We start from the raw sequence: 26,720 nt of genomic DNA on the forward strand, positions 1-26,720 counted from the left end.
CTACAGCGTTCTGAGGCTTTCGAAGTAGCGCACGTCGCCGCTGAGCGGATCAGTGAAGGCGATCGAGCGCGCCAGCAGTTTCAGCGGCGCGTCATAGTCGTCGGCCATGCCGGCCGGCACGACGTGCGGATAGAAGTTGTCGTTGACAATGGGGACACCGAGCGCCGCCATGTGCACGCGCAGTTGGTGCTTGCGCCCGGTGACCGGATTGAGGCGGTACAAACCCAGCACGCCGCGCCGCTCGATGAGATCGACGTGCGTCTCCGAGTTGGGCTCGCCCTCTTCTTCGCGCATCAGGAAGAATTTGTCGGCGTCGACCATCCGGCTGCGATGCACGAAGGGAAAGCTGCGCCCTTCCAGCATCCCGGCCAGCGCTTCGTAGGTCTTGTCCATCGTGCGTTGCTGGAACATCGCCTGGTACGCGCCGCGGCTGGCGGGATTGTGCGAAAAGATGATCACGCCGGCGGTCTCGCGATCGAGCCGGTGGATCGGCGTCAGGTCGGCCAGGCCGGTTTTCTTCTTCAAGCGCACCAGCAGGCTTTCATGCAGGAAGCGGCCGGTCGGAATCACCGGCACGAAATGCGGTTTGTCGACTACCAGCAGATGCGCGTCCTGATGCAGGATCTGTTCGGTGAAGGGAATCGGCGCTTCGCTGCCTTCCAGGTCGCGGTAGTAAAAGATGCAGTCGCCGCGCCGGTAAGGCGAGTCCGGCGCCAGCGCGACGCCATCCTGATTGACCACTTCGCCGCGCGCCATCCGTAGCCGCCACGCCTCTTCCGTCACGCCGGGAAAGCGCGCCGCCAGAAAATCCAGCATGTTGCTCCACGAGCCGGCCGCATCCTGCAGCCACAGATAGCTGGGGGCGACGCCGTCCTTGAGCGGCAAAGGCGCGGTCGGTTTCATCGGAGGTCCTTCATGCTTTACCGCTGATCTTGCGCGCGGCGCGGCGCTGCCAGGCGATCACGCTTGGGTTGTTGTCCAGATGCGCCTTGATGCGGCTGCGCTGGGTATCATTGAGCGGCAAGCTTTGCAACAACGCCGGCCAACTTTGCATCGCACGCTCGACGGTGTCGACCAGCACCATTTGCAGCTTGGGTTCGGGAATGTGCCAGATATTGGCCAGCTCGCGCAGCACTGCGGGCGTCAGCAACTGGCGCGCCTTCTCGCCCGGCGCAAACGCCAATGCATGACCGTGACCGGCGAGGTAAGCCGAATACGCCACGATGTCATAGGCCGGCGACAGCTCAGCCGCCTGCGGCGTGCGATACAGCATGCTGAAGTTCTTGAGATGGGCGTCGAAGTTGCCGAGCAGTTCGTTCACCTTTATCCGGCGCAGCAACTCGAACAGGTCTTCCTCGCCCTTGATGCTGCGCTCCTGCAGCACCACGCCGAGCGCCGCATAAGTGCCGGCATATTTGGCGGCGGCCGGGGTACCGGTGATCTGAGCGAAGTCTTCCATATGCAGCCGCCCGGTGGCAGTGCCGGCGTCGCGGTCGAAACGATGGATCAGCAGGAAATTTTCGGCATCGCTGCGCAAGCCAAACGGCAGCCGATCGGCAATCGCCGTCAGCGGCACCAGTTCATGCTCGCACACCTGGACACCGGCAGCACGCGCCAGCGCCAGCGAGGAGAATTCCACTTCCGGCATCTGCGGATAGTCCGAGGCCGGCAGCTTGCCGATGAAATGCGCCCCGCGCGCGTCCTTGGAGCGCATCACGTAACGTCCGCCCGCAGCACGCACCAGCCCGATCTTGGGTTGCACGCCGGAGATCGATTCCCCATCCGGCGTGGGCAACTGGCCGGCGCTCATTTCATAGCTATCGCGGCCCTGGCCGATCAGGCGGCCGAGATGGCGATCATCAAGGGTTTCCGACAAGGCCGAGACATCGCCCGGCAAATCCTTGCCGCAATACGCCAGCAGGCCGAATTCGTCGTCCGGCGCCAGGCCGGCGCGCTCGATCAGGTGCTTGCGTAACTGGCCTTCCGGCAGCAGGTTTTGGAAAAATGCCGGCAAGCCGCCCTTGCCGTCGCCGCGATTGGCTTCCAGCGCAGGATTGAGCAATTGGGCGACGGTGCGCTCTTCAGTCGAGCCGCGATACAGCTGCGACAGTACCGGTCGGTTCGGGTCGATGGCGTAGGCATCGTCGAAGCGGAAATACACGCGCCCGTCGTCGAGCGCAAACAGCGAACCGACCTCGGTGACGCCGAGCCGGATGCGCAGGGACCGCAACATACTCATGATCCGTTCCTCATCAAGGCGTGCAGGCGCTCGGACAACTCCGTGCGCTCGCCCTCACCGCCCTGTTCAGCGGCGCGCTGTGCCGAGACTTCCCGCGGCACCAGCAACAACTCCAGCCCGAGTTCGGTGCAGATCGACAGCAGTTTGCTGAGTTCGATATTGCCCTTGCCGGTTTCCAGCGCCTGCAAGGTGTTGCGGTGGATGCCGCTGCGCTCGGCCAGACTGGTCGAACTGAGTTGCCGGGCCTTGCGAGCGCTGCGGATCTGACTACCGAGGGCGAGAAGTGATTGCATAATAAATTGTGCTGATTGGCTTGATGTCCATTTTATTATGCATTTTTGAAAAAGCAAGGATTTGCATATTAAATTAGTCATATATATAAAATGACTAATTAATTATGCAATTTATTGATCAATTACAAAAAACTGCTCCGGCAATAAAAAATCGCCCCGGAGGGCGATTTCAAAGCACAAGACCGACAATCGAAAATCAGGCAACAGTGTTAACGTTGCGACCGATATTTGGATTGGCAGGCAGAGGCAAGGCATTCAAGAGGCCCACGGCAGTAGTAGCCTGGACATCGAGCGCCTTTTTCAGCATCGCAATATTGACGGAATCACTTGTCTCTTTCGCGGCAAGTGCCGAAGCGACGGCGGGAATGTTACCAACGTCCATGATTCACTCCTTTGATGATGTCACCCTATAACGTCATCTTTTCGTATTTCTTTACGACAATCAAGACGTTTTACAAAAATAAACGAAGTTTTTTACCCCATTTATTGCCAATAAAACAAAGACTTAGCAATTCACCATGACGTCCGCAGTAGCTTGCGGCCAAAAAAAATCGCACCCGTGACGGATGCGATTGAATGGAAACCCGCATAATCCGGTTTCCTCCCCCTCAGGCCTTGGTATTGATGAGACGGCCGATATTCGGGTTGGCTGGCAGGGCCGGACTGACCAGGCCGATCACATCGTCGACGACGTGATTGGCGACCTTGGTCAGGTCCAAACCTATCCCTTCCACAGCTTTTTTCGCCAGCCAGGCGGTTGCGACACCAGTTGCCAGAGATGCGATCTCCATGATGACTCCTTTTACTAACCAGGCTTATGCAACTCCCCGTTAGCGACACAATCTGACATCTCTTTACGAAAATCACATGTCCTTATCTTTGTTTTACACAGGTTAAGATTGCGCCCCTGAACCGCTTACACTGGCCTTCGCCCCCTTCTTCATTGCACCCATGCTCCACCTATTAGAAAAAATCAGCGCCGCTCTTGCCACCACCCCCGCCGGCAGCGAACTCGACCATGCCATCGCACTGGTCAAGGCCTTGCGCCCGCAAAAGCGCGAAGCCCCGGAACTCGCCATCACCAACGTGCGCACCCTGACGCACTTGCTGCAGCAGCATCCGCACCACGCCGCGGCGCTGCGCCATCACCTGCTGCATCTGCTGTCGGTGCGTCGCCAGACCAGCCTGTATACCGATATCGGCATCCTGTCGAACGACGGCTTCTTCTCCGAACTGCACCGCCGCCTCGCCTACCGCGTGCTGCCGCCGGCGCTGGATGAGCGCTACCTGTCCGACTGCCTGGAACAGCTGTTTCCCTTCAACACCGACTATCTGTGGATGCGCGCAGTGCCGGTCGACGATTGGGCTGCGCTGTTCGAGGTATTGCAGAACGCCGATGATGAACTGCCGCCCAAAATCGACAATCTCGACAATCTTGACAAGTTCGACGAGCAAAAGACCCTGACCGAGATCCTGCTGGCCATCCAGGTGCTGTCCTACCGCATCAGCGCGATCGGCATCGAGCCGGAGCTGATCCGCATCTACAGCGACGTCAAGGCCTTCGAATCGCCCTTCCTGATGCAGAACGTCGAACTACACCGCTATCTCGATGGCTACATGCGCCACCTCAATGGCGACCCGACGCCGCTGGAAGACGCCAGCCACGTGCTGGTGATGCTGGATCAATGCCAGGAAGTCGTCACCCGCATCCGCAAAAGCACCCTGCGCCTGGGCACCAGCATCGCCGTCACCTACCGGCTGGTGCGGCTGGACCAGCATCTGGACCGCCTGCGCAAGCTGTTGTCGCTGGTTGATGTCGGCAAGCCTGAAAACGCTCCCGCGCTGGCCACGCAAAAGCGCGCCATCGGCCTCGAACTGGGACTGGAACTGATCGAAGCGCACAACCGCAAGTACACCGTGCGCGACCTGTTCGCCGCCAACATCAACCTGCTGGCGCGCAACATCACCGAAAACGCCAGCCGCACCGGCGAGCACTACATCGCCGAAGACCGGCGCGAATATGCCTCCATGTACAAATCGGCGGCGGGCGCGGGCTTCATCATCGGCTTCATGTCGATGATCAAGATCCTGTTCTCCTATCTGCGGGCGGCGCCGCTGGTGGAAGCCTTCCTGTTCAGCATGAATTACTCGCTCGGCTTCATGCTGATCCACGTGCTGCATTTCACGGTGGCGACCAAACAGCCCGCCATGACCGCCTCGCGCATCGCCGCCGGGCTGCACAGCAGCGACGGCCGCAACCTCGACCTCGACAGCCTGACCGAACTGATCGTCAAGGTGATCCGCACGCAGTTCGTCGCGGTGCTGGGCAACCTGACGATCGCCTTCCCGGTGGCGTACCTGCTGGCGAGCGGCTACTTCATGCTGGCAGGCCATCACTTCGTCTCGCCGGACAAGGCGCAGCACCTGCTGCACGACATCGATCCGTTCTCCAGCCTGGCGCTGTTCCATGCTGCGATTGCGGGCGTCTGCCTGTTCCTGGCGGGCTTGATCTCCGGCTATTACGACAACAAGGCGCTCTATACGCGCATGTCGCAGCGCGTGGCCCGCGCACGCTGGCTCAGCCGCATGCTGGGCAAGGCGCGCACGGCGCGATTGGGGGATTATCTGGAAACCAGCCTGGGCGGCCTGATGGGGAATTTTTACTTCGGCATCCTGCTGGGCACCATCGGCACCGTCGGTTTCCTGCTCGGGCTACCGATCGACATCCGCCACATCACATTTGCGGCGGCCAATTTCGCCATTGCGCTGGTCGGGCTCGACCATACCGTCGGCTGGAGCGTGATCGCGGTCTCGACGTTCGGCGTACTGGCGATCGGTACGATCAACCTGTGGGTGAGCTTTTCACTGGCGCTGTTCGTGGCGCTGCGTTCGCGCCAGGTGAAATTCCGCCACGGCTGGCCGCTGCTGAAGTCGCTGTGCGCGCGCTTCCTCAGGAAGCCTGTGGATTTCTTTATTCCGCCCCGTGCTGCGCCGGTAGCGCAGGATGGACCTGAATCAGCCTAGGCTCAGCTTAGGACCAGCCCAAGTTCTATCGGGCCGGCTTGTCCAGCTGTTCGTATACGCTGTTGGCGATGCGCGCCAGCTCCGTCCGGTCGATGCTGCCCGATAAGGCGTAGCCGAATTTGCCGTCGATCCAGTAGAACACGTTGACCGTACCTTCCTGTGCAAAGCGGAAGCCGGTGTCCTTGTTCTGCACCTGGTCGGTCGAAACGTACAAAGTCAGTCGCCGCCCCGCCCCGTCGTGGTACATGAACTGCGCCACCGGTGCGCTCTGACCCGGCAGCAAACGTCCGCCGATCAGATCGTAACCCAGGGGAGCAAGCTTGGGCGCGCGGACATCGGCGCCGATACGTTTGGACAGCCAGCGCACCAGCGTTTCTTCCTGATCGGCGCCGACTTCCACCGGACGACGTGGATCGGGCGTGTAGACGGCGTGCGCCACGGCGGCGCGACGCGCCATCATCAGCGGTGCATCCACACGCGTCGCGTTACCCGCGACTGCGGCAATCCAGCCCACCGGCGACGACTGCGCCGCACCGTGCAGGTACCAGCCGCCAGCGCCGGCAAAGATCGCGACGATGAACACTGCGGCGTAACGCCGCAGCAATTCCCAATTGCTGCTGGGACGCGCCGACAAGCGCACCGGCAGCGGCTCGTCCAGCACCGGATCGAACAGCAGATGCAAGGCCTGGTTCTGGTGGCGGTAAGTGCGCAGGCGCTCCGCTTCTTCCGGATGGTGTTCAAGCCAGGCGGCAACGTCGGCCAGCCGCTCCTGCGGCAGCAAGCCGTCGACATAGCCCTGCAAATCGGCTTCAGTAACCGGCAACGGGTTCGGATTCATTTGACCACCTTCAACGTCGAATGCTGGGGCCGTCCCTCGACCAGCATGCGCAAGCGTTCGCGCGCCCGCGACAAGCGCGACATGACGGTGCCGAGCGGGATGCCCAGCGTCGCGGCCACTTCTTCATAGGTCATCTCTTCGAGCACGACCAGCAATAAAATCTCGCGTTGCTCGGCCGCCAGCTGGCGCAGGGCCGATTCGAGGTCGTAGCCGACCAGGCGGTCCGGCGCATACGCCGGCGTTGCCAGCGCATCTTCGTCATCCAGCGTGACCGTGGGAATCACGGGCTTGCGGCGCTGGTCGACGTGCAGGTTGTGCATGATGCTGAACAGCCAGGGTCGCATGTCGCCGCTGCGGCGCCAGCTCGCCAGCTTTTGCCAGGCGCGCTCCATGGTGTCCTGCACCAGGTCGTCGGCGCCGGCGCGATCACCTACCAGCGCCCGCGCATAACGGCGCAGGCGCGGCAGGCAAGCCAGCAGGTGACTTTCGTCGGACATGGACTCAGGCTGGGAGTTGAAGATGGAGATGGATCAGTTCTTGACGACGTGCCAGATGTTCTTGAAGTTGTCGCCGGTACGATCGCCCGGATTCTTGTCGGAGGCGAACAGGTACAGCGGCTTGCCGTTGAGGGCCAGCTGCGCGCTGCCGTCGTCGCGCTTGATCACCGAGAACGGTGCGCTTGGCGTGCCGACCGGCGCCACAGGCGGCCAGGCGGTAGCGCAAGGACCGTTGCAGACGCTCTTGCCGACCGGATCGTTGTCAAACGTGTAGACGGTCATGCCCTTGGTGGTGACGAGGACGTCGTCGGCTTTCTTGACGGCCATCTCTTCAGCAAAGGCGGCAGGTGCGGCGGAGGACAGCAAGGTCAATGTCAGCAGGGACAGTGGGAGCAGTTTCATGGCGGTATTCCTTTCATTGCAGGGTTGCGCGGTTTTGCCTTACCCATGACAAGGTAGACGTGTGCAGCGCGGTTTTATTCCGCTACAACGAAAATATATTCTGTCCGCCTCAATACTTTACTTTGTAACAACAGTCCTCTGCATCGGCGCCAGCAAGGCCAGCAGCTTGTTCTGCGTGCGCGACGGGATGTTCGACTTGTCCATCGCCGCCTGCAGATCCTCCACCAGCGCGTTGAACTGCATGTTGTTGAGCGCCAGGCCCTGGTGCACTTCCTTCATCGGGTCGCCGCTGTACTTGCACGGACCGCCGCTCAGTTCGCAGAACTGTTCGGTGATCAGCTTGGCCAGCCGCTTCATGTCGGTTTCCTTGAAGGTGTCCTTGATGCGGACGTCAGCCAGCGCCAGCGCCAGCGTGTCGTCAACCACTTTGGTCAGCACTTCCAGCCCGCCCAAGTCGAGGTACAGGCTGTCATCGGTTTTTTGGGCATGGACCGGCAAGGCGGTCGCCAGCGCAATCAGCACAAGCGAGATCGCGGCCAGCCGGCCCGATGTTGTCGTCGGATATTTCATCAGAAGCCCGCCTGCACGGAAAGATAGACGCCATCCTGGCGCTTGGGGTTATAGATGGTGATGTCGCCGAGCGAAACATAGGCCAGCGTCAGCGACAGGTTTTTGCTCGGGAACCAGGCGACGAAGGCGTCGTAATAATCCTTCTCGTTGTCGGCGCCGAGGTTGCGCGGCTTCATGCGATATTCCGCACCGACCACCCATTGGCGATTGAGCAGATAGGCCACCGAGCTTTCCAGCATGGCCTGGTAGCGGTCGCCCTTGTCGCCGCCGAAACCGAGGATGCCCATCTGGTTGGCCTTGGTGGCGCGCACCGTAGCGTTGAGCAGCAGGCTCTGGTCGAGGAACAGTTTCGTCGCGGCGAGGTAGTAATCGATGCCAGAATCACTCTTGGCTCCCAGGTCCTTGACGTTGGTGACCGCGCCCAGGCCGCCGATGCCGTTGTTGCGCTTGACCATCACGCCGGCGGCGATCTGCGGCATCCAGGTATCCTGGTCATAGACGATGTCGCCGGCCAGCTTGACTTTCACGCCGTAGATGTCCTGATCGATGCGCAAATTGTTGAGCGGCGCCAGGCTGCCGGTGAAGCGCTGCTTGGCCACCGACAGCTCGACCCGGTCGGCGATGCCGACGGCCACGCCGTACGAGGCCAGCTTGTAATCCTGGGTGCCGACATAGGTGTAATGCACATTGGCGCCGTAGCTGTCGCGACTGCCGTAGCCGGTGATGGTGGCCCACGGCACCAGGCCGCCGCCGCCCGCGCCTTCGACCTGGACCACGCCGGCCGTAGCCATCAGCTTGCCCATGTCGGGCGTCATTGCGCTTTGCGCCGATGCTGCGGCCGACATCAATGCCATGCATGCGCCCGATGCGATCAGGGATGCCCGTCGCAGCGCCCTTCCTGTTTTATTGGTCATGTATTTCCCCCTTCCCCAACTCTGCTGCTCCGAATCTGTATCGACTCCAGGTGCAGCAATTCAAATTGCCATGTTCTCCGACTGGCTCGGCACTTCCGGCGGCGTCCATTGCTCCAGCCACTCGATGAAGCGGTCGCCGGGCATCGGCTTGCTCATGAAATAACCTTGCGCCTGGTCGCAACCCATTTGCCGCAACAGGTTCCAGACCGCCAGCGTCTCCAGCCCTTCCGCCACCACGCGCAGGCCCATGTTGTGGCCCAGGTCGATGGTCGACTTGACGATCTTGGCGTCGTCGGCGTCGTGCTCCATGTTCATCACGAAGGATTTGTCGATCTTCAGTTCGTCCACCGGCAACCGCTTGAGATAAGCCAGCGAAGAATACCCGGTGCCGAAATCGTCAATCGCCAGTTCCACGCCCATGGCGTGCAGCCGCTCCAGCGTCAGCTGCGCGCGCACCGGATCGTCCATGATGGCGCTCTCGGTGATCTCCAGGCACATCGACGACGGCGCCAGGTTATTGCGTTCCAGGATATCGGCAAAGTGCTCCGGCAAATCCTGATCCAACAGATCACGTGTCGACAGATTGACCGAAAACTTGAGCGAAATCCCGCGATTTTGCAGTTCGCTGCAGAGGATTGCCGTTTTGCCAAGCATCCACGACGTCAGCATGCGGATGAAGCCGGTGGTCTCGGCAAACGGGATGAAATTGTCCGGACCGATGAAACCCTTTTCCGGATGCATCCAGCGCACCAGCGCCTCGGCGCCGACCACGCGCCCCGAAGCCAGATCGACCTTGGGCTGCGCGTACAGCAGGAATTCGTCGCGGTCGAGCGCGCGGCGCAGTTCGCTCAAGAGGCTCAGGCTTTCCTGGCTGCTCTTGTCGATGGATGGTTCGTAGACGGTGAAACCGCTGCCGCGCCGCTTGGCGACATACATCGCCACTTCGGCGTTGCTCAGCAGGGTGTCGCTGTTTTCACCGTTTTCCGGATAGCCGGCGATGCCGATGCCGGCGCCCAGGTCCACGGTCTGCTCGTCAATCGACAGCGGCACTTCCAGCGAACTCAGGATGCGCTTGGCCTGGCGCACCGCTTCAACCTGATCGGTGGCCGGCAGCAGGATCGCGTACTCGTCGCCGCCGAGACGGGCAACCTTGTCGTTTTCACGTTCCAGCTGCTGTTCCAGACGGCGTCCCACCTGGCGCAGCAGGCTGTCGCCGAAGCTGTGGCCGAGCACGTCGTTGACGTGCTGGAAGCGGTCCAGATCCATCATCAGGATGTGGCATTGGCCGCCGGTGGTTTTGGCGCGCTCGATGGCGGTGTTGAGCAGCGTGGCGAACTGCACGCGATTGGGCAGATCGGTCAGCGGATCCCAATACGCCAGCCGGCGAATTTCCAGTTCGCGGTTGGCGATGCCGGAACGCATGCTTTCAAATGCGTCGGCCAGCTTGCCGATTTCGTCGCCGCCCTTGATGTCGATGCGGGCTCGGTAGTCGCCGGTGCCGAGCCGTTTGGCGACGTCGGCCAATGCGCGCAACGGACTGGTGATGCGGCGCGCCACAAAGGCGCTGGCGAAGATCGCCATGATCACGCCGATGATGCTGATGGACAGCAGGATCAGTTGCAGGCGGCGATACGGCGCCACCGCTTCGCTGATCGAACGCTGCAGTACCGCCACCGCGCTCTGGCTGCCCTGGCCTTTGGCCAGCACCAGCATGCGCGCGCTGTAGTCGTTGTCTGCGATGCTCAGTTGGGGAATGAAACTGTTGCTGGCCGGCGACTGCGGCAATTGCGACATCAGCATCGCCGATTCCGGCTTGGCCAGCGTCGAGACATCCTGCTGCCATTGGCCTGCGCGCGTGCTGACCAGCACGCTGACTTGCAGCGACGACAAGGCGCGCATGTCGGAAATCAGTTTTTTATCGACCGGGAAGCCCATCACGACCCAGCCGATGATGACCGGGGCCCGTACCGGCACCGCGACGATCTGGAACAGGTTGTCGTCGACGATCACAGTGTCGGAGGCGCCGTTGGTGGCGGCGGCTTTGCTGACCAGCTCCAGCGCGCTGCGCTGCAGGTCGGTGCTGGGATAAGCTTGGGTGGAAGCTTTGACACGCTGGTCGGTGCCGATCAGCATCGATAGTGTCGAGCCGATGCGCGCGCCGTGGTTTTCGAGTACGGAGGTGATGGTTTCGCGATCGTCGGTGCCGATCGCCTGGCGGAAACCGAAGTCGGACGCCAGCAGCCGTGCGCCCTGGGTCAGTTTGTCGGCGTTCTGTTCCAGCAGGCGCAGGAACACACGCTCGCCGATGATCAGCTCGTCGCGGATCGAGGCGCGCGCGTTTTCATCAATCGCTTTGCGAATGGCAATGAAACCCGCCAGCTGGACCAGCAGGATCAGGATGATGAACAGTGCAACGATGCGGTTTTCCAGCCGATGCCAACGCACTTGTGAGCTCCCCGTTTCTCTTAGCTTGCGGTTACGCTTAATCCACCGGAACGGCCTTGACGTTCAGCTTGACCGAGGCCTGCAAGTCAGCGCCCTGGTAAGTGATCGGCAGTTCCATGGCTGCCTCATTGGGCGCCATTTTGAAATACCAGGCCTTCAGCGCGTACTTGCCGTTGACCAGACCGTCCAGCTTCACGCGGCCGGCCATGTCGGTCTTGCCGAAGAACGGCGTATTGACCACTTGCACGTACGCGACCATCTGGTCATGGATATTACAGCCCAGCACCACGGTGCCGACCTTGTCGAACAGGATCGGGCTGGTCGGGACGCCGGAATACAGCTTCAACTCGAAGGTCTTGGCCGGCGAAAACGAATACACGTGATGCCGCACCTTGTCGTGATTGGGGAAGAGGATGGGCGTACCGACTTGCACCACGCTTACCAGAGGAAAGAATTTGACGTCTTTTTGCTCGACTTCGGCCGGCTTGAGCGATTTCGGCACCGCCTGGCCGCTGGTCGGCTCTGCATAGACCACGGCATTGGGCACGGGTGCGCCGTTGACATCGAGAACCTGTACCGTGACGCTCGCGGCTGCAGCGCTCAAGGCCGCACCGGCCGCCAGCAACGCAAGACTCCCTGCCAGCATGCGACGGGCATGCCGGTGAACAAACGATAGACGCATGATCGTTACGAATTTGAAAAACGGATCGAAAAATCGGCAGCACAACCTGCCAGCCTGCTCACCTCGGAATTATTATTAGCGACGTTTTTGGCGAGCGAGACCCATTATGCAATTAATTCGACCTTTGCGCTGTTAAATAACCGACAACTGCCGGAACAATTTCGGAGCGCACACTGGCGGCATTCAGTCCCGGCGGCGCGATCAGCACCACGGCATTGACCAGCGCCTTGAGCATGCGCTGGACCACAAACGCCGCCACATCCACGTCCGGCGCGCTGATGCTCTTGCGATGCTTGGTCAGGACGCCGCGGATGGCTTCAAAGAAGCGCTGGCGGACATGGTTCGACACCGGCAGGTGAAACGAAGGAAATTCTTCTTCCAGAATGCGATTGAGTTCCGGCTCAACCAGGTGGGCCGCCACCAGCGCTTCGATCAGCGCTTCAAAATCGCGTTCGAGGCTGCCCGACGCATCCATCTTTGCCACCACTTCCTCGAACAGATGCAGCATGCGCGCGACATGGCGCTCGCGCAGCGCAAAAATCAGCGCATCCTTGTTGGGAAAATACTGATACAGCGAACCGACGCTGATGCCTGCGGCTTCCGCCACGAGATTGGTGTTGGTCTTGGCATAACCGCGTTCCACCAGCACCCTTGCCATGGCGTCGAGGATGGTGTCGACCATGGCTTTCGAGCGTGCTTGGCGAGGTTCTTTGCGAGGTTGCAGTTTCATTTTTCAATCCAGTTTTCTAACATGAGCTAATGTTCGTATATACGAGTATAATACAAAAAGATGAGTTTTTACTCGCTAGCGTGCAAACGGCCTCAGCAAGTCGCCACCGGCCAGGAAATTCAAACGGTGGCAGCAACCTCGTCGAAAAATTCAGTTTCAAATTTCAAATAGCAGTTTCAGATCGTCTTTTCGATTCACATCCAGATACAGCAATAAGAATCCACTTTGGAGAATGTCATGAAATCCGCCTCATCGCCCGCACTGCGTTTGCGGGTGATCGCCCTTTGCGCGCTCACCATCGGCATGTTCGGCCTGTCCGGCTGTGCCAGCTTCAGCGGCATCGACAGCGATAAACACATGGCGCAACCCGGCGATTACGCCGCCGAGCGCAGCCTGGCCGGCCAGGGCCAATGGCCTGCGGCCAACTGGGTCGGCCAGTTCGGGGATGCGCAACTGAGCGCGCTGATCGCCGAAGCCATGGAAAACAGCCCCAACCTGCAACAGGCGCAGGCGCGCATTGCCTCGGCCAGCGCACTGGCTGAGAGCAAAGGCGCGCCACTGCTGCCGACCGTCACCGCTGACGCTTCGTTCACGCGCAACCTGTTCCCGGAAACCACCATTTACCCGCCACCTTACGGCGGTAGCTGGTACAACGAGAAAAAAGCCTTCCTGAACCTGGGCTACGAGCTGGACGTCTGGGGCAAGAATCACGCCGCGCTGGCGCAAGCCGTATCGCAACAGAAGGCCGCAGAAGCTGCTGCCCAGGAAACCCGCCTGGTGTTGGCCAGCTCGATCGCCTCGACCTACAACCAGCTGGCGACTGAATATGCACTGCACGATATTGCGCAGCGCACGGTCAACCAGCGCGAGTCGCTGCAAAGGATTACCGTCGACCGCGTCAAGACCGGTCTGGATACACAAATCGAACGCAGCCAGTCGCAAGGCAGCAGCGCGGAAGCACGCGCCCAGCTGGCGCAAAGCGAAGGCCAGATCACGCTGACGCGCCAGCAGCTCGGCGTGCTGATCGGCAAAGGCCCGGACCGCGGGCTGCAAATCGCCGCGCCACGCATGGCCACGCTGACCACGCCGGAACTGCCGGCGCAATTGCCGCTGAATCTGCTGGGCCGCCGTCCCGACATCGTCGCGGCGCGCTGGCAGGTGGAAGCCGCCACCAAGGACATCGACGTCGCCAAGGCGCGCTTCTATCCCGACATCAACCTGTCGGCCATGATCGGCTTCGACTCCCTGCTCAATGCGAATCCGTTCACGGCCTCCAGCAAGAGCATTGCGTTCGGTCCGGCGATCAGCCTGCCGATCTTCGAAGGCGGCGCCCTGCGCGCCAATCTGAAGGGATCGTATGCGTCGTATGACATGGCGGTGGCGTCCTATAACCAGACGCTCAATGAAGCCTACGGCGACGTCGCCAAGCAGATCACCGGCATCCGTTCGATCGATCGCCAGTTGCCGATCCGCCGCGAAGCGCTGGCGTCAACCCAGCGCGCCTACGATCTGGCGCGCGAACGCTATCGCATCGGCCTGACTTCGCAACTGGTGGTGCTCGACGCCGAGACCGCTCTGCTCGCCCAGCAACAGGCGCTGATCAACCTGGAAGCCAGCAAGCGCAACCAGCAGATCGGTCTGTTCAAGGCGCTCGGCGGCGGCTTCGATGCGCAGCAGGCGGGACTGGCTATTGCCACAACTGCAGCCCCCGCAAGCCCGGCGGCGACCAAAGCCCAATAATTTTTATCAGATAGATACAAGCGTGACGCGACCGCCCATGAGCGGCTGCGCCTCCCAGAAAAAACAAAGAAATGCACGGAGTAATTCATGAGTGAAGCCCTTCCACAAAACGGCAACGCCGCCAACGGTAACGGTAACGGCAATGGCAATGGCAAACGCAAGCGCCAATTGCTGGTGTTGACGTTCGTCCTGATCATCGTCGCCATCGGCCTGTTCCTGTACTGGTTCTTGCACGCCCGCTTCTTCGAAGAAACCGACGACGCTTACGTCGGCGGCAACGTCGTGCAGATTTCGGCCCAGGTCGGCGGCACCGTCACGGCGATCAAGGCCGACGACACGCAAGTCGTCAAGGCAGGCCAGCAACTGGTCTCGCTGGACGCCGCCGACACCAAGCTGGCGCTGGCGCAAGCCGAAGCCGCATTGGCCCAGGCCGTGCGCCAGACGCGTCAGACATTCCTGAACAACGACACGCTGGCGGCCAACGTCACTGCCGCTGAAACAAATCTCGCCCGCACCCGCGACGACCTGCAGCGCCGTCAGGCCGGCATCGCTTCGGGCGCCGTCTCGCAAGAAGATCTGGCCCATGCGCAGGACGCCGTCAAGAACGCCGCCGCCGCGCTGGAACAAGCCCGTGCCGGTCTGGCCGCCAATCGCGCCCTGACCGACCACACCAGCGTCACCGAACATCCGAACGTGCTGCAGGCGGCCACACAAGTGCGCAATGCCTACCTGAACTACGCCCGCGTGAACATCGTGGCGCCAGTCTCCGGCTTCGTGTCCAAGCGTTCGGTGCAACTGGGCCAGCGCATTGCTCCAGGCAACCCGCTGATGGCCATCGTGCCGCTGGAACAGATCTGGATCGACGCCAACTTCAAGGAAGGCCAGTTGAAGCACATCCGTATCGGCCAACCGGTTGAAGTGATTGCCGACGTCTACGGCTCCAGCGTCAAGTACAAGGGCACCGTGGTCGGCTTCTCGGCCGGCACCGGCGGCGCCTTCTCGCTGCTGCCTGCGCAAAACGCCACCGGCAACTGGATCAAGGTAGTCCAGCGCGTGCCGGTGCGCATCGCGCTTGACCCGCAGGAAGTCCAGGCGCATCCGCTGCGCGTCGGCCTGTCCACCACCGCCACCGTGGACATCCACGGCGACGGCAAGACGCTGGAAGCCGTCCCCACCAACTTCCAGACCAACGTCTACAGCGACCTCGGCAAGCAAGCCGATGAGATCGTCGACCGCATCATCAGCGACAACGCCAGTGGCTTGCCCACCCAGGCGGCGTCGAAGAAGAAGGCCGCCATCGTCATTCCTCACACCTGATCGGACGCATTCTCCATGGCGAGCAGTCCTCAAACCTATACACCTCCGCCGCCGCTGACCGGCGGCAAGCTGGTGCTGGGCACCTTGTGCGTGTCGCTGGCGGTGTTCATGAACGTGCTCGATTCGTCGATTGCGAACGTGGCGATCCCGACCATCTCGGGCAACCTCGGCGTCTCCATCGATGAAGGCACCTGGGTCATTACCTCCTTTGCGGCGGCCAATGCGATCTCGATCCCGCTGACCGGCTGGCTGACGCAGCGCATCGGCGCGGTGCGTCTGTTCGTGTCGTCGGTGCTGCTGTTCGTGCTGGCGTCGTGGCTGTGCGGCCTGGCGCCGACGCTACCGATCCTGCTGGGCGCGCGCGTCCTGCAAGGCCTGGTAGCGGGCCCGATGGTGCCTTTGTCGCAGTCGTTGCTGCTGGGGGCCTACCCCAAATCCAAAGCATCATTCGCGCTGGCGCTATGGGGCATGACCGCCGTGGTCGCGCCGGTGGCGGGACCGGCGCTGGGCGGCTGGATTACCGATGCTTATAAATGGCCGTGGATCTTCTACATCAACATCCCGGTCGGCTTGCTGGCCGCCGGCATGACAATGGCGATCTACAAGGATCGTGAAAGTCCCACGCACAAACTGCCGATCGACACCATCGGCCTGCTGTTGCTGATTACCTGGGTAGCGGCGTTCCAGATCATGCTCGACAAGGGCAAGGACCTGGACTGGTTTGCCTCGCCGACCATCGTCACGCTGGGCATCATTGCAGCGGTGGCTTTCGCCTACTTCGTGATCTGGGAGTTGAACAACGACCATCCGGTGGTGGACTTGCGCCTGTTCGGCAGGCGCAACTTCTTCGGCGGCACGGTGGCGATCTCGATCGGTTACGGCGTGTTCTTCGGCAACCTGGTGCTGCTGCCGCAATGGCTGCAGCAATATCTCGGCTATCGCTCCATCGACTCCGGCCTGTCGACCGCGCCGATCGGGATTTTCGCGGTGATCCTGATGCCGCTGATCGGCAAGTTCCTGCCGCGCATGGATGCGCGCAAGGTGGCCACGGCATCCTTCGTCGGCTTTGCCTGCGTGTTCTTCATGCGCTCGCGCTACAACCTCGAAGTCGACCAGTGGACGGTCATCTTGCCGACGCTGTTGCAAGGCATCCCGACCGCGATGTTCTTCGTGCCGCTGACGGTGCTGCTGCTGTCCGGCCTGCCGCCGGAACGCATCCCCGCCGCCGCCGGCCTGTCGAGCTTCGTACGCGTGTTCTGCGGCGCGATCGGCACTTCCGTGGCAACCACGGCATGGAACAATCGCACCATCGTCCATCATGCACAATTGACGGAACATGCCACGCCCTACAGCACGGCCTTGCAACAAATGTTCAGCAATCTGACCGGCAGTTTCGGCATGAGCACCGAGCAGGCCACCGGCCTGATCGAGCGCAACCTGAACGCGCAGGCGGCGATGATCGGCATCAACGACATCTTCTGGCTGTCGGGCGTGATTTTCCTCGTGATCATTCCGGTGATCTGGATCATCAAGCCGGCCAAGGGCAACGCAGGAGCAGAAGCGGCGGCTGCGGCGCACTGATACGCGATTATCTTTTCGTGCAAAGAAAAAGCGCTCGCTCCCTCTCGGGACGAGCGCTTTTTTCATGATCGCTGAAAGCGTTCAGGCCGACAAGATCCGATGGTGGAATCGCAAGTGATCTTCCATGAAGGTCGAGATGAAGTAATAGCCGTGGTCGTAGCCGGCATGCCGGCGCAATTCCAGTGGCTGCTTCGCCTGGTCGCAGGCGGCTTCGAATTCCTGCGGCAACAATTGCTCCGCCAGGAATTTGTCGGCCAGTCCCTGGTCGACCAGGATGCCTTGCGGGAACGGCGTCGCGGCCTTGCGCATCAACGCGCTGGCGTCATGTTCCAGCCAGGTCGCGCGGTCGCCACCGAGATAATTGCCGAACGCCTTCTCACCCCAAGGACATTGGGACGGCGCCGCGATCGGTGCGAACGCCGACACTGAGCGATAGACCTCGGGATGGCGCAGCGCCAGCGTCAGCGCGCCATGACCACCCATTGAGTGGCCGAAGACGCCAAGGCGGGCAGCGTCTGCGGCAAACTCTTTCACGATCAGTGCGCGCAGCTCCTGCACCACGTACGACTCCATGCGATAGTGCGTGCTCCACGGCGCCTGCGTGGCGTCAAGATAAAAGCCGGCGCCGACGCCGAAGTCCCAGGAGTCGCTTTCGCCCGGGACATTCGCTCCGCGCGGACTGGTGTCCGGCGCCACCAGCATGATGCCGAGTTCGGCGGCGACGCGCTGGGCGCCGCCTTTGATCATGAAAGTCTCTTCGGTACAAGTCAGGCCGGCCAGGTAGAACAGCACCGGCACCGGTCCCTGCTTCGCCTGCGGCGGCGTGAACACCGAGAAACGCATCGGCAGGCCGATCTTTTGCGAGTCGTGTTTGTAGAAGCCCTGCACGCCGCCGAAGCAGGCGTGCTCGCTCAACAGTTCCGGCGCCACGTCAGAACTCGACGACGGAGCGGATCGATTCACCGCTCTTCATCAGGTCGAAGCCTTCGTTGATGCGTTCCAGTGGCAGCTTGTGCGTGATCAGGTCGTCGATGTTGAGCTTGCCTTCCATATACCAGTCGACGATCTTCGGCACGTCGGTGCGGCCGCGTGCGCCGCCGAAGGCCGATCCCTTCCAGACCCGGCCGGTGACCAGCTGGAACGGACGAGTACTGATTTCCTGGCCGGCTGCAGCCACGCCGATGATGATCGACTGACCCCAGCCCTTGTGACAGCATTCCAGTGACTGGCGCATGGTGGTGGTGTTGCCGATGCACTCGAAACTGTAATCGGCGCCGCCGTCAGTCAGGCCGATGATGGCGTCGACCACGTTGGAGACATCCTTGGGATTGATGAAATCGGTCATGCCGAATTTGCGCGCCATGGCTTCACGGCCAGGGTTCAGGTCGACGCCGATGATCTTGTTGGCGCCCACCATCTTGGCTGCCTGGATCACGTTCAGGCCGATGCCGCCGAGACCGAATACGACCACGTTGGCGCCTGCCTCCACCTTGGCCGTGAACAGCACGGCGCCGACCCCGGTGGTGACGCCACAGCCGATGTAGCAAACCTTGTCGAACGGCGCATCTTCACGAATCTTGGCCAGGGCGATTTCCGGCACCACGATATAGTTGGAAAACGTCGACGTGCCCATATAGTGGAACAGCGGCTTGCCGTCCAGCGAGAAGCGGCTGGTCGCATCCGGCATCAGGCCGCGGCCCTGGGTCGAGCGGATCGCCTGGCACAGATTGGTTTTTTGCGAGAGGCAGAATTTGCACTCGCGGCATTCCGGCGTGTACAGCGGAATGACGTGGTCATCCTTTTTCAGACTCTTGACGCCGGGACCGACGTCGACCACCACGCCCGCGCCTTCGTGGCCGAGGATGGCCGGAAAAATGCCTTCCGGGTCGGCGCCCGAGAGCGTGTAGTAATCAGTATGGCAAATGCCGGTGGCCTTGATCTCGACCAGTACTTCACCGGCCTTGGGACCTCCCAGTTCGACTTCCTCAATGGTCAATGGCTTGCCTGCCTGCCAGGCGACTGCTGCTTTGGTCTTCATGAATATGTCCCTTTGATCTGTTGATGGAAAATGTCGGCGCACTTGTAGAATTCATCGGCAGCTTGTGAACGATCATCAATCATGGCGTTCATCACGCTCGTTGCGATCATTGCGACCATTGCGAACGGGTCGCATTCCGGCTCAAAAAAATGCGCAAAAAACAGGCAACCGCGATGCGTTCCGCCGAAGGGCCGTATTATCGCATTGCCTGAAGGAATTGGTTTGCAAGGAAATAATTGTCCTTCGCTCAAGGAAGCAGAACTTTGACCGTAAACGATCTGTCTGCATCTGTCGACGGATGACAAAGCATTGCGCTTGCGGTATGGTTAATCCATAAAGAGACGATTCACAGAAGAAACAAAATAAGGATCGATCTTGCCAAGCAATACTCCTTGCGGACAAGAACAATTACCGGGGGACACCGGTTTTGTTTTGATTACAGCAACATCACTCAATACTGGGCAAATGGGAAAAGGGATAAAGTCGCTAGGAAGGTCAACCAGTACGTTACGGACTTTGCTTTTTTTTGTAGTGTTCGTCATCGCCGTCATCAGCGCTCAGACATGGTGGGAAGTCGAGCAGGACCGGCAACTGACGATCGCTTCCGAAAAAGGCAGCTCTATGGTGGCCGTGCGCAGCGTCGAAGAGCACGCGGAACGGATCCTGGCCGACATCGACCATATGCTGGCGTCGACGGCAGTCGCCATCCAGACCGCCGACCAGCACATCCTCGACGACGACGTCGGTCTCTATCAACTGCTCTCCGATGAAAAGCAGTCGCTGGCGCCGGTGCAGTCGCTGCGGTTCGTCGACCTGACCGGTGTCAGCCGCGCCAGTTCCATGCGCGTCGGCGCCACCGAGATCGAACTCAACGACCTGCAATTGCGCGAGGTCGACGCCAATCCGGCACTGCCACATTACTTCGTCGGCATGCTCGCCAAGAGTCGCTACAACCAGGAGCTGGTGCTGCCCATCGCCCGCAACCTGTACATGCGCGGACAACATGTGGGCATGATCGTGGCCGAGCTGCGCGTCTCCTATTTCTTCGACTTCTACAAACGCATCACCAACTACCAGGCCATCGTTTCGCTACGCAAGGACGACGGCTCGCTGATGATCCGCTCGCCATTCGAGGAAACCTGGCTGAACAAGAGCCTGCGCGACGCCAAGAGCATGGTCAACATCCGCAACGGCCCGGCTGAAGGCGCTTTCGAGGAAACCTCGGCGCTGACCGGCGAGTACCTGTTGTTTACCTACAAGAAAATCCCCGGAGCGGGGATGGTCGCCGTCTACGCGCGCCGCATGGATGACGTGCTGTCGCCATGGAAAAGCCGTACCTTGAATCGCATCCTGCTGTCGATCGGCATCAGCGGCTTCATCGTGCTGGCGCTGATCGCGTTCCTGATCTATTACAACTACAAGCAGAAGCGCGACGACGTGCTGACCGAGAGCGAGCATCGCTATCGCAAGCTGTACGAAGAAGGCAATGATCCCATCGTCCTGCTCAGCCCGGACATGCTGTACATTGACTGCAATGCGGCCGCGGTGAAGTTCTTCGGCGTCGCCGACAAGCAGCGCATCATCGGCAAGAAGGTCGGCTTGTTCTCGCGTCAGAGCGCGCTGCAATTGCAACAGCCCGACATCGCCGAACTGATCGAAAAAGCCATCGCCGGCGAGCCGCAGCAGTTCGAATGGGTCACCATCCGCCGCCACAAGATCATCTACACCGACGTCACCATCAACCGCACCGAACTGGACAAAGGCTTCGCAATTTTCGCGATCCTGCGCGACATCAGCGCCCGCAAGCGCGCCGAGCTGCTGCAGGGAACGCAGAATCGTATCCTGCACCTGGTGATGACGGACGCCGACTTGGAAGACATCCTCAAGGAAATCGCGCTGTTCGCCGATTCCCAGATTCCGCAAAGCATCTGCTCCATCTTGCTGCTCAACGACGACAACACGCGTTTTTCTGCGATCATCTCCGCGCGCCTGTCCGACCGCGCGCGGCATGGCTACCTGACCATGCCGATCGCACACGGCAACGGCGCCAGCAGCGAAGCCGTGATCACACGCATGCCCTACGTGGTCGGCGACATCCAGAGCGATCCGGTGATGAGCAACGCGCGCCAATACATCCACCTGGAAGAGTTTCCCTCGTGCGGTTCCTGGCCGATCATCGGCAAGGAAGGCCAGGTGCTCGGCGTGTTCTCCGCCCTGCTCAAGGAGCACGGCATCCCCAGCAGCGAATACCTGCACCTGACCGGTGTCGCAGCCGACCTCGCCAGCGTCGCCATCGAAAGCCGCAAGGCCGAGGAACGCATCCGCCACCTCGCGCACTACGACGAACTGACCGGCCTGCCGAATCGTTTCCTGTGCACCCAGCACATCAGCAATGCCATTGCCCATGCGGAACATCGCGGTGGCCAGGTCGCCGTGTTCCTGATGGATCTGGATCGCTTCAAGAACATCAACGACACCTTCGGCCATGAAACCGGCGAAGCGCTGCTGAGCGAGATCGCCCTGCGCTTCCGCCACTGCCTGCGCGAGCTCGATATCCTGGCGCGCGTCGGCGGTGATGAATTCATCGTCCTCGTTGACGACTACGACGATCCGTTGCAACTCGGCGAAATCGCCCAGAAACTCCTGTCGGTGGCGCGCAAGCCGTTCGACATCAGTGGTCACGAATGCCAGCTCAGCGCCAGCATCGGCATCGCCACTTATCCGACCGACGGTCCCAATGCGCAGACGCTGATCAAGAATGCAGACATCGCCATGTACCGCGCCAAGCACAACGGCAAGGACGATTACCGCTTCTATTCAGATGAAGTCAACACGCACACCGTCGAGCGCATCGCGCTCGAAACCGAGCTGCGTCGCGCCATTGAACGCCGCGAATTCGTGGTGCATTACCAGCCCAAGGTGGAGCTCGCCAGCGCGCGCATCGTCGGCGCCGAAGCACTGGTACGCTGGCAGCATCCGGTGCGCGGCCTGCTGCCGCCGGGCGAATTCATCGGCCTGGCCGAAGAAGCCGGCCTGATCGACCAGATCGGCCTGCTGGTGCTCGACAGCGCCTGTGCCGACATCGTCAAGCTCAACCAGCTCGGGCTGCCGTTCGGCCGCATCGCCATCAACCTGGCCGGCAGCCAGTTCAACGATGACAACCTGCTGGCCGACATCCAGCGCGTAGTGCAGGCACGCGGCGTGTCTTCCGCCAGCCTGGAATTCGAGATCACCGAAAGCATGGTGATGCACAACCGGGAACAGGCCATCGCCATCATGGACGGCATCCGCGCGCTCGGCTTCACGATCTCGATCGACGACTTCGGCACGGGCTACTCGTCGCTGGCCTATCTCAAGCGTTTCCCGGTCGACAACGTCAAGATCGACCGCTCCTTCATCACCGACATTCCACACGACGCCAACGGCAGCGCCATCGTCCAGGCCATCATCGCAATGGCGCACGCGCTCAACCTGAAGGTCGTCACCGAAGGCGTGGAAACCGAAGTGCAGTTGCAAGCCTTGCAAGTATTCGGCTCCGATGAATACCAGGGCTACTTCTTCAGTCGCCCGATCCCGCATGAGCAATTCGTGGAAATGCTGCAGCGGTACGCCCCTGCCTGAACCTCTGCCGCACGCACCCTCGGCGGCAGAAAACTCCCAATGCATGTACATTGACGTTTTTGCGTTGCTTACGCACGTTTCCCGCATAAGCAAATAGGAACTTTGTTGCACCTGCATCAACAAGTCCTCATAAAATAAGCCTGCTTCAAATCATTCATTCATGGGAGTCGTGATGGCATTGTCCTTCAAGAAAAAATTGCTCAGCCTGGCGTTCACCGGTCTGGCCGCCGCCGCTGTGCTGCCGTTGACCGCACACTCGTCGCTGGCCGCCGAACTCAAGCTCGGCCTGTTTGCCGACGTGTCCACGCTGGACCCGCACTTCAACAACATCGCGCCGAACATTTCGCTGTCATCGCATCTGTTCGACGCGCTGGTCAACGTCGACGCGACCGGCAAGCTGATCCCGGGTCTGGCGGTATCGTGGAAAGCCATCGATCCGACCACCTGGGAATTCAAGCTGCGCCGCGGCGTGAAGTTCCATGACGGCTCTGACTTCACCGCCGAAGACGTGGTGTTCTCGCTGGACCGCCCTGCTACCCTGACCAACAGCCCGGGCCCGTTCACCAGCTACACCAAGCAGATCATCGGCAAGGAAATCGTCGATCCCTACACCGTGCGCCTGAAGACCGCCGCGCCGTATGGCCCGCTGGCGCTGGACGTGAGCACCATCTTCATCGTCTCCAAGAAGGCGGCGCAAAACGCCACCACCGAAGACTTCAACAGCGGCAAGGCGCTGATCGGCACCGGCCCGTTCAAGTTCGGCAACTTCAAGCGGGGCGACAGCATCGAGCTGATCCGCAACGACAGCTATTGGGGCGGCAAGGCCGACTGGGACAAGGTCACCTTCCGTATCCTGACTTCCGACGGCGCGCGTCTGGCCGCCTTGCTGGCCGGTGAAGTCGACGCCATCGACAGCGTGCCACCGGCCGACGTGCCGAAGCTGAAGACCAATCCGAAGTTCAGCCTGGTGCAACGCACCTCGTGGCGCACGATTTTCTGGACGCTGGATCAGTCGCGCGACAAGACGCCTGACATCACCGACAAGTCCGGCAAGCCATTGGACAAGAATCCGCTGAAGGACATCCGTGTCCGCCAGGCGATCTCCAAAGCCATCAACCGCCAGGCCCTGACCGAACGCACGCTGGAAGGCCTCGGCACGCCGGCTTCCAATATCGTTGCGCCGGGCATCCTCGGTTACGCCGACAACCTGAAGGTCGAGAAGTACGATCCGGAAGGCGCCAAGAAGCTGCTGGCCGCCGCCGGTTATCCAAACGGTTTCGCGCTGACGCTGCACGGTCCCAACAACCGCTACATCAACGATGAGCGTGTCGTGCAAACAGTGGCGCAGTTCCTGAGCCGCGTCGGCATCCAGACCAAGGTCGAAACCTTCCCGCTGTCGGTCTACTTCGGCAAGGCCCGCAACGGCGACTTCAGCGTTTCGCTGCTGGGCTGGGGCACACTGGCCGGAGACTTCGGCCTGCGTACGCTGGTCGGCACCACCGACGCCAGCACCGGCTGGGGTTCGTGGAACTGGGGCAAGTACAGCAATCCGCAAGTCGACAAGCTGGTGCAATCCTCACTCGGCTCGGTCGATGAAAAGCAACGCCAGGAGTTTGCCAAGCAGGCTGCCACCGTGGCGCTGAACGACTACGCCGTGATCCCGCTGCATCACCAGTATGCAACGTGGGCGGTGCGCAAGGGCCTGAAGTACACCCCGCGCATCGACGAATTCACCTTCGCGCATCAGTTCCATCCGCAGTAAGCGCGGCAATGATGACAAAAGACCTGCCGGTTCTCCCGCAGGTCTTTTTTCTTGTTCGGACGCAGGTCTCGATATCGTTAATATCGTTAATATCGTTGATGTCGTTGTAATATTTCGCCAGCCCGTCGCGACTCACGTACGGCGTCCCGCCTTCTTCCATGATCGATAAAACATGAGCATACATTTCCTGCGTTCGTTTTCCTTCGTCGCTGCTGCCATCGTACTTTCACAGGCGCACGCACAAGCCACCGGCGACGTCGTCGAGCTGCCGCTGGTCTCCGGCTGGTACGACGGTAAGGTGGTGCGCTACGTGACCACCGACGTCTCCGACAAAAAAGCCGCAGTTGAGATGGGCGCCAACTACGTGCCGCGTCTGGCCAACGCCATCAATCAAGCGCGTCAGCCCGGCCAGCCAAGTGCCGTCGAGCGCATCTATGCATTCGCGAATTTCAAGCAAGGCGGCGTGCTGCCGTCGCTGCCCTCACCGATCGGCGCAGCCAACGCCAACCTGAACTATTCGCCGCTATGGCAGGTACACAAGGTTACCTGGCTGGCTGGAAAGCAGCCGCGCCTGTTGAAGTCTGAAGAGGAAGTATTGGCCGCAGAAGAAGCCGGCCAGGTGAGCATAGAAAAGACCAATCTGGTGGTCAATTGCCCGGTGGTGTTTTCGGAAGCGGACGGGCCGCTGCCGCATGTGAAGATTCATCTCGCCAACCAGGACCCCGAACCCTGATGTTGATATTGATGTTGAGGTTGATGGCTTGATTATTTTTTGCTGGTGTTGTCGACCAGCCGATCAACATGGAACAGTTGCGGGAACAGCCTGATCCAGAGCGCCACCACTACCAGCGTGCCGATGCCGCCGATCAGCACCGCCGGCACCGCGCCGAACCATGCGGCGGTCAGCCCGGACTCGAATTCGCCAAGCTGGTTCGAGGTGCCGATGAAGACCGAATTCACCGCGCTCACGCGGCCACGCATTTCGTCGGGCGTCTCCAGCTGCACGAAGGTCGAGCGCACCACCACGCTGATCATGTCCGAGGCGCCCAGCACCACCAGCGCCAACAGCGATACGACGAAGGACTGTGACAGTCCGAACACAATCGTGGCCAACCCGAAAATCCCCACCGCGATGAACATGGTGCGGCCGATGCGGCCCTTGAGCGGATTGCGCGCCAGGAAGATCGCCACCGACAAGGCGCCCACCGCCGGCGCCGAGCGCAGCAGCCCGAGCCCGACCGAGTTGGTGTGCAAGATGTCATGCGCATACACCGGCAGCAGCGCCGTCGCGCCGCCCAGCAGCACCGCGAACAGATCAAGCGAAATGGCGCCGAAGATCGCCGGCTTGCTACGGATGTAGGCAATGCCGGCAAACACGGATTTGAGCGTGGCGTTCTCGCGTTTGCTCGGTGGCGTTTCCACCTTGATCATCGACACCAGCACGCTGCACAGCACGAACAGGACACAGCTGGTGATGTACACCGTCGATGGCCCTGCTACATAAAGGAAGCCACCGATGGCAGGTCCAATGATGATCGCCACCTGCGTCGCCGATGCAGATCCTGCCACCGCACGCGGCAACAACGAAGGTTGTATCAGCGTCGGCAGCATGGCCGACATGGTTGGTTTGCTGAAGGCGCGGCCGGCGCCGATCACGAACACGATGGCGAAGATCGCCTCCTTGGTGAGCCAGCCGCCGAGGCTGCCCGCCGCCAGCAAACCGGCGGCGATCGCTTCCACCAGGATGCTCAGGCGTGCGACCTGGCGACGGTCATGCCGGTCCGCCACGTGACCGACCACGAACACCAGGAACAGCGAAGGAATGAATTGCACCAGTCCGACAATGCCCAGGTCGAAAGGACTATGCGTGAGTTGATAGACCTGCCAGCCGACCGCGACGATCTGCATTTGCAATGCAATCGTGGAGGCTACGCTGGCGAGCCAGAACAATCGGAAAGAGCGATGATGTAACAGCTGTTCTGGCGCGATGGCGGAGGTCATTGGCGAGGATTTTTCTTGTGCGGGAT

General features: G+C 60.8%; 24 protein-coding genes. 7 read left to right on the forward strand and 17 right to left on the reverse strand.

Annotation, left to right across the window (positions count from 1 at the left end; translation table 11 throughout):
* The 5 genes from ACIROY_RS04160 to ACIROY_RS04180 all read right to left on the reverse strand — a co-directional run bounded on the left by ACIROY_RS04160 (position 1) and on the right by ACIROY_RS04180 (position 3,323).
* A complete protein-coding gene (locus ACIROY_RS04160) occupies positions 1–903 on the reverse strand; it encodes an RluA family pseudouridine synthase (protein WP_402339890.1) in 903 nt (300 codons plus the stop codon).
* A gap of 10 nt (positions 904–913) precedes the next feature.
* On the reverse strand, positions 914–2,239 hold the full coding sequence (locus tag ACIROY_RS04165; RefSeq protein ID WP_402339893.1) for a type II toxin-antitoxin system HipA family toxin: 1,326 nt from the start codon (positions 2,237–2,239) through the stop codon (positions 914–916).
* Entirely contained in the window at positions 2,236–2,532 is a 297-nt protein-coding gene (locus ACIROY_RS04170) for a helix-turn-helix domain-containing protein (RefSeq protein ID WP_116433005.1), read from the reverse strand. The genes ACIROY_RS04165 and ACIROY_RS04170 overlap by 4 nt, the downstream gene beginning before the upstream one ends.
* Before the next feature lie 196 nt (positions 2,533–2,728).
* Positions 2,729–2,914 carry a YjfB family protein gene (locus tag ACIROY_RS04175; protein WP_116433006.1) on the reverse strand — a complete coding sequence of 62 codons (186 nt, stop codon included), beginning with the start codon at positions 2,912–2,914 and terminating at the stop codon, positions 2,729–2,731.
* A gap of 226 nt (positions 2,915–3,140) precedes the next feature.
* On the reverse strand, positions 3,141–3,323 hold the full coding sequence (locus ACIROY_RS04180; RefSeq protein WP_116433007.1) for a hypothetical protein: 183 nt from the start codon (positions 3,321–3,323) through the stop codon (positions 3,141–3,143).
* 160 nt (positions 3,324–3,483) lie between these two features.
* On the opposite strand from ACIROY_RS04180, the gene ACIROY_RS04185 reads away from it, so the two are divergent.
* Entirely contained in the window at positions 3,484–5,556 is a 2,073-nt protein-coding gene (locus ACIROY_RS04185) for a site-specific recombinase (RefSeq protein ID WP_402339897.1), read from the forward strand.
* A gap of 25 nt (positions 5,557–5,581) precedes the next feature.
* Here ACIROY_RS04185 and ACIROY_RS04190 read toward each other — a convergent pair whose 3' ends face one another.
* The 8 genes from ACIROY_RS04190 to ACIROY_RS04225 form a co-directional block, all read right to left on the reverse strand.
* Positions 5,582–6,394: an anti-sigma factor family protein gene (locus ACIROY_RS04190; RefSeq protein WP_402339900.1), complete on the reverse strand. Its 813-nt coding sequence runs from the start codon at positions 6,392–6,394 to the stop codon at positions 5,582–5,584.
* Positions 6,391–6,891 carry an RNA polymerase sigma factor gene (locus tag ACIROY_RS04195; protein ID WP_402270835.1) on the reverse strand — a complete coding sequence of 167 codons (501 nt, stop codon included), beginning with the start codon at positions 6,889–6,891 and terminating at the stop codon, positions 6,391–6,393. The genes ACIROY_RS04190 and ACIROY_RS04195 overlap by 4 nt, the downstream gene beginning before the upstream one ends.
* 33 nt (positions 6,892–6,924) lie before the next feature.
* Positions 6,925–7,293, reverse strand: coding sequence for a hypothetical protein (locus ACIROY_RS04200; protein ID WP_402270833.1), 369 nt, complete (start codon positions 7,291–7,293; stop codon positions 6,925–6,927).
* Between the two features lie 117 nt (positions 7,294–7,410).
* Positions 7,411–7,863: a group 1 truncated hemoglobin gene (locus tag ACIROY_RS04205; RefSeq protein ID WP_402339902.1), complete on the reverse strand. Its 453-nt coding sequence runs from the start codon at positions 7,861–7,863 to the stop codon at positions 7,411–7,413.
* Complete coding sequence (locus ACIROY_RS04210) at positions 7,863–8,717, reverse strand: DUF3034 family protein (protein ID WP_402340158.1); 855 nt, start codon at positions 8,715–8,717, stop codon at positions 7,863–7,865. Before ACIROY_RS04210 ends, ACIROY_RS04205 begins: the two co-directional genes overlap by 1 nt.
* Before the next feature lie 120 nt (positions 8,718–8,837).
* Positions 8,838–11,222, reverse strand: a complete 2,385-nt coding sequence (locus ACIROY_RS04215; RefSeq protein WP_402339905.1) for a putative bifunctional diguanylate cyclase/phosphodiesterase — start codon at positions 11,220–11,222, stop codon at positions 8,838–8,840.
* A 37-nt stretch (positions 11,223–11,259) separates the two neighbouring features.
* Positions 11,260–11,904, reverse strand: a complete 645-nt coding sequence (locus ACIROY_RS04220; protein ID WP_402339908.1) for a methylamine utilization protein — start codon at positions 11,902–11,904, stop codon at positions 11,260–11,262.
* A 112-nt stretch (positions 11,905–12,016) separates the two neighbouring features.
* Positions 12,017–12,634, reverse strand: coding sequence for a TetR/AcrR family transcriptional regulator (locus tag ACIROY_RS04225; protein ID WP_402270823.1), 618 nt, complete (start codon positions 12,632–12,634; stop codon positions 12,017–12,019).
* 237 nt (positions 12,635–12,871) lie between these two features.
* Between ACIROY_RS04225 and ACIROY_RS04230 the strand changes: the two genes are divergently transcribed.
* The 3 genes from ACIROY_RS04230 (at position 12,872) to ACIROY_RS04240 (ending at position 17,272) form a co-directional block, all read left to right on the forward strand.
* Positions 12,872–14,374, forward strand: a complete 1,503-nt coding sequence (locus ACIROY_RS04230; protein ID WP_402339911.1) for an efflux transporter outer membrane subunit — start codon at positions 12,872–12,874, stop codon at positions 14,372–14,374.
* An 87-nt stretch (positions 14,375–14,461) separates the two neighbouring features.
* Positions 14,462–15,691, forward strand: a complete 1,230-nt coding sequence (locus tag ACIROY_RS04235; protein ID WP_402339914.1) for an HlyD family efflux transporter periplasmic adaptor subunit — start codon at positions 14,462–14,464, stop codon at positions 15,689–15,691.
* 15 nt (positions 15,692–15,706) lie between these two features.
* Positions 15,707–17,272, forward strand: coding sequence for a DHA2 family efflux MFS transporter permease subunit (locus tag ACIROY_RS04240; protein WP_402270817.1), 1,566 nt, complete (start codon positions 15,707–15,709; stop codon positions 17,270–17,272).
* A gap of 81 nt (positions 17,273–17,353) precedes the next feature.
* Here ACIROY_RS04240 and fghA read toward each other — a convergent pair whose 3' ends face one another.
* The 3 genes from fghA to ACIROY_RS04255 are packed head-to-tail and all read right to left on the reverse strand — an operon-like array spanning position 17,354 to position 19,561.
* Positions 17,354–18,235, reverse strand: a complete 882-nt coding sequence (fghA, locus tag ACIROY_RS04245; RefSeq protein WP_402339916.1) for an S-formylglutathione hydrolase — start codon at positions 18,233–18,235, stop codon at positions 17,354–17,356.
* Positions 18,204–19,310, reverse strand: coding sequence for an S-(hydroxymethyl)glutathione dehydrogenase/class III alcohol dehydrogenase (locus tag ACIROY_RS04250; RefSeq protein WP_116433896.1), 1,107 nt, complete (start codon positions 19,308–19,310; stop codon positions 18,204–18,206). The genes fghA and ACIROY_RS04250 overlap by 32 nt, the downstream gene beginning before the upstream one ends.
* Positions 19,307–19,561, reverse strand: coding sequence for a hypothetical protein (locus ACIROY_RS04255; RefSeq protein ID WP_402270813.1), 255 nt, complete (start codon positions 19,559–19,561; stop codon positions 19,307–19,309). Before ACIROY_RS04255 ends, ACIROY_RS04250 begins: the two co-directional genes overlap by 4 nt.
* 214 nt (positions 19,562–19,775) lie before the next feature.
* On the opposite strand from ACIROY_RS04255, the gene ACIROY_RS04260 reads away from it, so the two are divergent.
* From ACIROY_RS04260 to ACIROY_RS04270, 3 genes are all read left to right on the forward strand, one after another.
* Positions 19,776–22,931, forward strand: coding sequence for an EAL domain-containing protein (locus ACIROY_RS04260; RefSeq protein WP_402339919.1), 3,156 nt, complete (start codon positions 19,776–19,778; stop codon positions 22,929–22,931).
* Positions 22,932–23,103: 172 nt separating this feature from the next.
* Complete coding sequence (locus ACIROY_RS04265) at positions 23,104–24,693, forward strand: ABC transporter substrate-binding protein (protein WP_402270808.1); 1,590 nt, start codon at positions 23,104–23,106, stop codon at positions 24,691–24,693.
* Between the two features lie 172 nt (positions 24,694–24,865).
* Positions 24,866–25,426: a hypothetical protein gene (locus ACIROY_RS04270; RefSeq protein WP_402339921.1), complete on the forward strand. Its 561-nt coding sequence runs from the start codon at positions 24,866–24,868 to the stop codon at positions 25,424–25,426.
* 32 nt (positions 25,427–25,458) lie between these two features.
* Here the strand turns inward: ACIROY_RS04270 and ACIROY_RS04275 are convergent, their stop codons facing one another.
* Positions 25,459–26,694, reverse strand: coding sequence for an MFS transporter (locus ACIROY_RS04275; RefSeq protein WP_402339923.1), 1,236 nt, complete (start codon positions 26,692–26,694; stop codon positions 25,459–25,461).
* Positions 26,695–26,720: the final 26 nt, after the last annotated feature.

It is taken from the genome of Herbaspirillum sp. NPDC101396 (assembly GCF_044767365.1).
Taxonomy (GTDB): domain Bacteria; phylum Pseudomonadota; class Gammaproteobacteria; order Burkholderiales; family Burkholderiaceae_D; genus Herbaspirillum.